Genomic DNA, 6,768 nt, shown 5'->3' on the forward strand with positions numbered 1-6,768 from the left:
CCCACGCTGGAGCAGCTGCGCACGAACAACCAGGCGGCGATGTCGGCCATCCAGGCCGTGCTCACCCCCGCGCAGCAGCAGACGGCCTGCGAGATCCAGCGCGAGTCGCGCACCCAGCGCCGCACGGGGACCAACGCCCGCGGCGGGTACGGCGGCAACGGCGGTGGCGCCGGTGGCTACGGCGGCGGCCGGATGGGCGGCCGCGGCGGCATGTACGGCGACAGCACGATGCTGCGCCGGCAGAGCGGCTGGGTGTGGTGCCCGGCCGACACGACCGGCCGCGCTGCACGGGCCGCTGCCACGCGCCAGTAACGCGCTACGAGCAGGGCAGGAGATGGAAGCGGCGCCGGGGCTGATGAGCCCGGCGCCGCTTCGCTTTTCCGGAGACTGGGACGCGTCGAGCGACCGGTCAGTGCACGCGGCTGTGGAGCACGAGCACGGGCTTCGCCCCTTCGCTGAGCGTGGCCGCGTTCATGGTGCCGTGCGGGTAGAATTCCGCGCCCTCCATGCTGGGAGGGCCCATGTAGAGGAGCTGGGAGGCGTCCAAGCGCATGCCGTCCAGGAACACCGTCACGTGGCTGCCGTGGTACGAGAAGCTGATGCCGACCAGCTGGCTGCCCTGGCGCGCGAAGCCGACCTGAAGATTCGGGATCGTAGCGCGCAGCACGTTCGCCAGGTCCTGCCCGTCCCCAACGGGAAACTTCTCCATGTCCTCGCGTGTGATCAACCGCTCGCCGGTCGCCAGCGCGTGGCGGTCGTACGGCACGCGGGGCTGCGCACGTGCGCGCGCGACCAGCGGCGACAGCGCGACCACGTTGGGATTGATCCGCAGCTCCATCTCCAGCTCGCCGCCGCCCGTCAGCACGGCCGAGCCGGCGCGGCTGCCGTAGCTGGGGTGCGTGACGGTCACGGAGTACGTGCCCTCCGGCACCACGTCGTAGATGAAGACGCCCGTGGAGTCCGTGGTCCGCGCCGGCAGCGCCGATCCCAGGCGCACCGTGGCGCCGCGCACCGGCGCGCCCGTCTCGCCGCTCAGCACGCGACCGTGGACGGAGACGGTGCGTGCCGGAGGGCCGGCCGGCGGAACGGTGTCCTGCGCGGCGAGCGGCGCGGATGCGCAGACGAGTGCGACGGCGATGGCGAACAATGGCTTGGTCATGGTCGGGCGGGGGTGGAGGTGAGGCGGGTGTGCCCGGAGGGGAGGCGCGCCCATGGGCACGTCCGCTTTGCTGCGAACGCGCCGGAGCCGCGAGATTCTGACATTGGGTGGGGCGCCGACGCATCGCGCTCCGGGTGCGGAGCGGGGTCGTTCGCTTGGCAGGGTTGGCGCGGATGCTATGGGCAGCGCGCCGGGAGATGTTCGAGCTCGGCGCCACCCTGCGCGGCCGAGGGTCCAGCGGGAGCGTTACAGCGGTGGGATGGAAGGCCGGCGACTGGTCAGACGGAAGCTGCCGGATGGTCTGAGCTCGTCGCGGCGTCCGCCACCGTGCGCGGGCTGGCGAGCACGCGCTTTACGGCGCCGTCGATGGCCCAGGCGCCCCAGCACGCGGCGACCGCCGGCAGCACGCCGAAGTGGCGGATCACGTACAGCGGCCACGTGCCCGCCGTGATGGCGTGTTGGATGGAGCTGCCGCTGAACCCGATGAGCGCGTCCCACGTCACGCCGCGGATGAACTCGCCCACGCCGCTGGCGGCCGTCCAGGAGCGCCACATCTCCTGCGCCTCCAGGTAGAACCAGACGGAGGCGGCGATCGTGCCGTACGTGCCGCCCCCGTACTGCTGGATCTGCGAGAAGACCTTCCCGCGCGCCCATGCTCCCGCATCTCCCCCGCGGATGCGCCGGAACACCGCGCGCGCCGCGAGCACGACCATCAGAGCGGCGAAGAGACCGCCTACTGGCGTCGTCCCCGCCACGCCGCTCTCGATCACGCCCACGAGCACCACGCCCGTCACGCAGATGCCGCCGGCCACGATCCACCCCGCGCGCGGCATGTACCGGAGCGCGCGCAGCCCGGTCACGGGCGGCTGCACAGCCGTGGTGGAAGTGTTCGCCTGGGAGGAGTCGATCACAGTCGGGTTCACGGGAAGATCTTCGCTGGAGACGACATCGGCTGCGGAAGCCGGAGGACGCGACGGAGTACGGCACGGGCAGGGAAGGAGTTTCTACGGAGATGATGCGAGGACGCTGTCGCGCGATCAGGCCGCCACGTCTATGTACGTCGATTCGGTGCTGGGCTCGGGCACCGGATAGCCTTCCTCCCTCAATCCGTCGATGTGGAACTCGATCGCTTCCCGCATGTTCACTTCCACGGCTTCCCTCGTCGCACCCGTCGAGATGCAGCCGGGCAGGTCGGGAGAGAACGCCGAATACCCGGTGTCCGTGTGCTCGACGATCACGAGGTAGCGCTTCATGGCTTCAACCCTGCCTGCTTGAGGATGCTGTTCAGCGTTCCTGGCGCCAGGTCGTCCGACGCGTGGCCCGGCACGGTGACGAGGCCAGTTTTGGCCGTATGCTTGAACTGGCGGTGGCTCCCGCGGGTGCGGACCAGGAACCAGCCGTCCGCCTCGATGAGCCTGAGAAGCTCCCGGACTCTCATCGATCAATCATAGCAACGTGGCTTCCGCGCGAGCAAGCCGGGTACTCGCGAAGGTGGATGAGCTTGCTCCGGGAAGCGTACGTAGACGAGGCGAAAACCGGAGAGGTCGCGCGCAATGGCGAGCTCTCCGGCTGTCGTCCACCTTTGGCGTCAGTCCGCGGCGCCGGCGGTTTCGCGCTCGAGGGCTTCGTACTCGTCGCCTTCGTAGCGGTAGGGCGGGGCGTAGGTCTCGCCGCCGGGGCGGTGCATGACGCCCTTGTAGCGCATGTGCTCCTCGTGCACGCCGAAGTTGGTGCGCTGCAGCTCGGCGATGCGCGCCATGTCGTCGGCCGTGAGGTCCGGCTTGTCGATGGCGCTCGCGAACTCCTCCAGCTGCTCCACGTTGTAGATGTTGGGCAGCGTGGTCATCACCGCGGGCGAGGCGAGCAGCCACTTGAGCGCAGCCTGGCCGATGGTCATGTCGCGGCCCTCGTGCAGGAAGCGCAGCGTCTCCAGCTTCTTGAGGCCGTTCAGCAGCCACGAGCGCGGGCGGTGGCGGCGGTGGTCGTTCTTGGCGAACTCGGTGTCCTCGGTGTAGTGCCCCTCCAGGATGCCGGACGAGTGCGTGACGCGCACCATCAGCCCGGTGCGGCCGCTCCGCTCGGCGGCGCGGGTAAAGACCTCGCCGGGGAAGGGCTCCAGGATGTTGTTGATGATCTGGAGAGAGTCCACGTGCCGCTTCTCGATCAGGTCCAGCCCCTCGTGGAGGAAGCCGTTGGACGGCCCCAGCGCCCCGCCGAACGCGCGGATCTTGCCTTCCTCGCGCAGGCGCTCGAAGGTTTCCCAGATGCCGTCGTCGTCGGTGTGGTGCTCCTTGGCGTTGTGGTACGCCACGATGTCCAGCACGTCCGTCCCGAAGCGGCGGAGCGACTCTTCGACGGCGAAGCGGATGTACTCCGGCGAGGCGTTGTGCGGGATCTCCTGCTGGCCGCGGCGCACGTCGGGGTTGTTGTAGTAGTCGTAGCCCACCTTGGTGGCGAGCACCACCTGGTCGCGGCGCCCGGCGAAGGCGCGGCCCACCAGCTCGTCCGCGCGGCCGTTCCCGTACGAGTCGGCCGAGTCGTACAGGGTGATGCCCAGGTCGTGCGCGCGGTGCAGCAGCGAGATCGCTTCGTCGTCGGTGAAGTCGCCCCACCAGCCCGCCGCCAGCGTCCACACCCCGAAGCCGAGCTCCGAAACCTTCAGATCCGTTCCCGGATAGGTCCTGTATCTCATCTGTCCCCCAGTAGTTGCCTTGCTTCGGAAGGCGGTCGGGCCGCCCGGCCGTCGTCCATCGCCGCCGCGGATCGACCGCGTCTCCTTCGATCCGCCGGAGCGGATTCGCTCAAGATATCGTCCTCGCGCCGCTCGCTCCAGTCGGCGAGCCGCGCATCCGCCGTGGGAGCTTGCCCCACGCGCGGGTTTTTCGCCGTGATCGACAGACCCGCGCATCCGCCGAGTCGCCGTTGGCCGCGCATCATCTACCGACCTCTGCTCGGCCCAGCGCTCGACCAGCATCTCCCGTCTCCAGGCTGCCGAACGAGCGTCCGCCGATCCGCATCTCCCGGGCGACGTTTGCCCGCTGTGCATCTCCCGACGCGGTTCGATGTCGACGGGAGGCGTCTCGGGAGATGGTCAGCAGTGGGTGGTCACCGCGAAGCCGGCTTCGGCGTCGACGAGGCGGGCGGGGTAGGGGCCGTCGAAGCAGGCGGTGCAGAAAGGCGCGGCGTCGGCCACGCAGGCCAGCATCCCCTCGCGCGACAGGTAGCCGAGCGATTCGACGCCCAGGTACTCGGCGATCTCGTTGGGCGTCTTCTGGCTGGCGATCAGCTCCTCGCGCGTGGGCATGTCGATGCCGTAGAAGCACGGGTTCTTGACCGGCGGCGAGGCCAGGCGAAAGTGCACCTCGCGCGCGCCCGCCTCGCGCAGCATGCGCACCAGCCCGCGCGACGTGGTGCCGCGCACGAGCGAGTCGTCCACCACCACCACGCGCTGCCCGCTCAGCACCTCACGGACGGCGTTGTACTTCATGCGCACCTTGAAGTCGCGTCCCACCTGCGTGGGCTCGATGAAGGTGCGGCCCACGTAGTGGTTGCGGATGAGCCCCAGCTCGAACGGGATGCCGCTCCGCTCGGCGTACCCCAGCGCGGCGGAGTTGGCGCTGTCGGGCACGGAGATGACGATGTCGGCATCCGCCGGCTGCTCCACCGCGAGCTGCCGGCCGAACAGGCGGCGCGAGCGGTCCACGGTGTAGCCCCACAGGTGCGAGTCCGGCCGGGCGAAGTACACCAGCTCGAACACGCACGGCGCGGGTGGCCCGTCCGACGGCAGCGGCCGCAGAGGGGTGATGTCGCTGCCCCTGATCCGCAGCACCTCGCCGGGCAGCACGTCGCGCAGGAAGGTGGCGCCCATGATGTCGAGCGCGCACGTCTCCGAGGCGGCGACGGTCGTCCCGTCGTCCATCTTCCCCAGCACCAGCGGGCGGAAGCCGTGCGGGTCGCGGGCCGCGTACAGCGTGTCGTTGACGGTGACGAGCACGGAGAAGGCGCCCACGAGCTGCGAGAGGGCGTCGTCGATCTGCGCGTCCACGTCGCGCCGCGTGGAGCGGGCGATGAGGTGGACGATGACCTCGGAGTCGATGCTGCTCTGGAAGAGCGCGCCTTCCTGCACCAGCGCGTTACGCAGGACGTGCGCGTTGGTGAGGTTGCCGTTGTGCACCAGCGCCAGGTCGCCGTCGCGGTAGTTCACGCGGATGGGCTGCGCGTTCTTGAGCCCCGCGCCGCCGGCGGTGGAGTAGCGGATGTGCCCCAGCGCGGTGGTGCCGGGCAGCTCGTCGAAGACCTTGGCCTTGAACACGTCAGAGACGAGGCCGGCCTCGCGCACGCGGCTGCTGCTGCGCGTGAGCGTGTCGTACGCGACGATGCCGGCCGCCTCCTGCCCGCGGTGCTGGAGGGAGTAGAGGCCCAGATAAGCCAGACGGGCGGCCTCGGGAGACCCGGAGACCGCGACGATTCCACACATTCTGAAGCTGTCTTCCTGCTGGGGGAAGGGAAGCCCGCCGCGCTACCCGCGGTGGACTTCCGATTCGAGCGCCGTCTCCACGTCTGCCGGCGTGCCGTCCATCCGGCGCGGGATGGCGCTCTCGTACACGAGGGAAAGCTCGCCCACGTCCGCGTCCACCGTGCCCGCCCGCGTGGCGATGCGCACGCGCCCGTCCGCCGCGCCCACCCGGCCGATGCGCGCCGCGGGGACGCCGCGCTCGCCCATCATCCGCAGCAGCTCGTCCGTCCGCCCCGGCGCGCAGGACACGACGACGCGGGTCTGCGCCTCGCCGAAGAGCAGCGCGGCGGTCGGCACGTCGTCCGAAAGCTCCACGTCGATACCGAACGGGCGCGGCGAGCCGGCGAAGGCGGATTCCACCAGCGCGACGGCCAGGCCGCCCTCCGCCGTGTCGTGGGCAGAGCGGACGAGGCCGGCGCGGATGGCATCCAGCAGCGCGGACTGGAGCGCGGCTTCGGCTTCCAGGTCCAGCGCCGGCGCATCTCCCGCAACCAGGCCGTGCACGACCTTCAGGTACTCGCTGCCGCCCAGTTCGTCCGTGTTGCGGCCCAGGAGGACGATGTCGTCGCCCGCGGCCTTGAAGGCGGCGGTGGTGACGTGGTCGATGTCCTCCACCAGGCCGACCATGCCGATCGTGGGCGTGGGGTAGATGGCGCCGCGGGGGTTCTCGTTGTACAGCGAGACGTTGCCGCCGGTGATGGGCGTCTCCAGCCGCCGGCACGCGTCGCCGATGCCGCGCAGCGACTCGGAGAGCTGGTGGTACACCTCGGGCTTGAGCGGGTTGCCGAAGTTGAGGTTGTCGGTGACGGCGCGGGGGAGCGCGCCCGAGCACACCAGGTTGCGCGCCGCCTCGGCCACCGCGATCTGGCCACCCCGGTAGGGGTTGAGGTGCACGTAGCGGCCGTTGCAATCCACCGTCATGGCCAGCGCGCGGTTGGTGCCGCGCAGCCGCAGCACCGCCGCGTCCGAGCCGGGTCCGACCACGGTGTTCGTGCGGACCGTGCTGTCGTACTGCTGGTAGATCCAGCGCTTGGACGCGATGGTGGGCGAGTCCAGCAGCGCCCGCAACGTCCAGGCCGGGTCTGCCTCCTCC

The 6,768-nt window shown here is 70.3% G+C and carries 8 protein-coding genes; 1 reads left to right on the top strand and 7 read right to left on the bottom strand.

Annotated elements, in window-relative coordinates:
- A partial coding sequence (locus tag VFE05_14520; GenBank protein ID HET6231283.1) for a hypothetical protein occupies positions 1 to 312 on the top strand: 312 nt, incomplete at its 5' end.
- Between the two features lie 97 nt (positions 313 to 409).
- Here VFE05_14520 and VFE05_14525 read toward each other — a convergent pair.
- The 7 genes from VFE05_14525 to VFE05_14555 form a co-directional block, all read right to left on the bottom strand.
- A complete protein-coding gene (locus VFE05_14525) occupies positions 410 to 1,159 on the bottom strand; it encodes a TonB-dependent receptor (GenBank protein ID HET6231284.1) in 750 nt (249 codons plus the stop codon).
- Positions 1,160 to 1,437: 278 nt separating this feature from the next.
- A complete protein-coding gene (locus tag VFE05_14530) occupies positions 1,438 to 2,082 on the bottom strand; it encodes a hypothetical protein (protein HET6231285.1) in 645 nt (214 codons plus the stop codon).
- Between the two features lie 114 nt (positions 2,083 to 2,196).
- On the bottom strand, positions 2,197 to 2,412 hold the full coding sequence (locus VFE05_14535) for a type II toxin-antitoxin system HicB family antitoxin (protein ID HET6231286.1): 216 nt from the start codon (positions 2,410 to 2,412) through the stop codon (positions 2,197 to 2,199).
- A complete protein-coding gene (locus VFE05_14540; GenBank protein HET6231287.1) occupies positions 2,409 to 2,597 on the bottom strand; it encodes a type II toxin-antitoxin system HicA family toxin in 189 nt (62 codons plus the stop codon). The genes VFE05_14535 and VFE05_14540 overlap by 4 nt, the downstream gene beginning before the upstream one ends.
- Positions 2,598 to 2,747: 150 nt before the next feature.
- Complete coding sequence (locus VFE05_14545; GenBank protein ID HET6231288.1) at positions 2,748 to 3,851, bottom strand: aldo/keto reductase; 1,104 nt, start codon at positions 3,849 to 3,851, stop codon at positions 2,748 to 2,750.
- A gap of 399 nt (positions 3,852 to 4,250) precedes the next feature.
- Entirely contained in the window at positions 4,251 to 5,636 is a 1,386-nt protein-coding gene (gene purF / locus VFE05_14550) for an amidophosphoribosyltransferase (GenBank protein HET6231289.1), read from the bottom strand.
- A gap of 42 nt (positions 5,637 to 5,678) precedes the next feature.
- A partial coding sequence (locus VFE05_14555; GenBank protein ID HET6231290.1) for an AIR synthase related protein occupies positions 5,679 to 6,768 on the bottom strand: 1,090 nt, incomplete at its 5' end.

Source organism: Longimicrobiaceae bacterium (genome assembly GCA_035696245.1).
Classification (GTDB): Bacteria; Gemmatimonadota; Gemmatimonadetes; order Longimicrobiales; family Longimicrobiaceae; genus DASRQW01.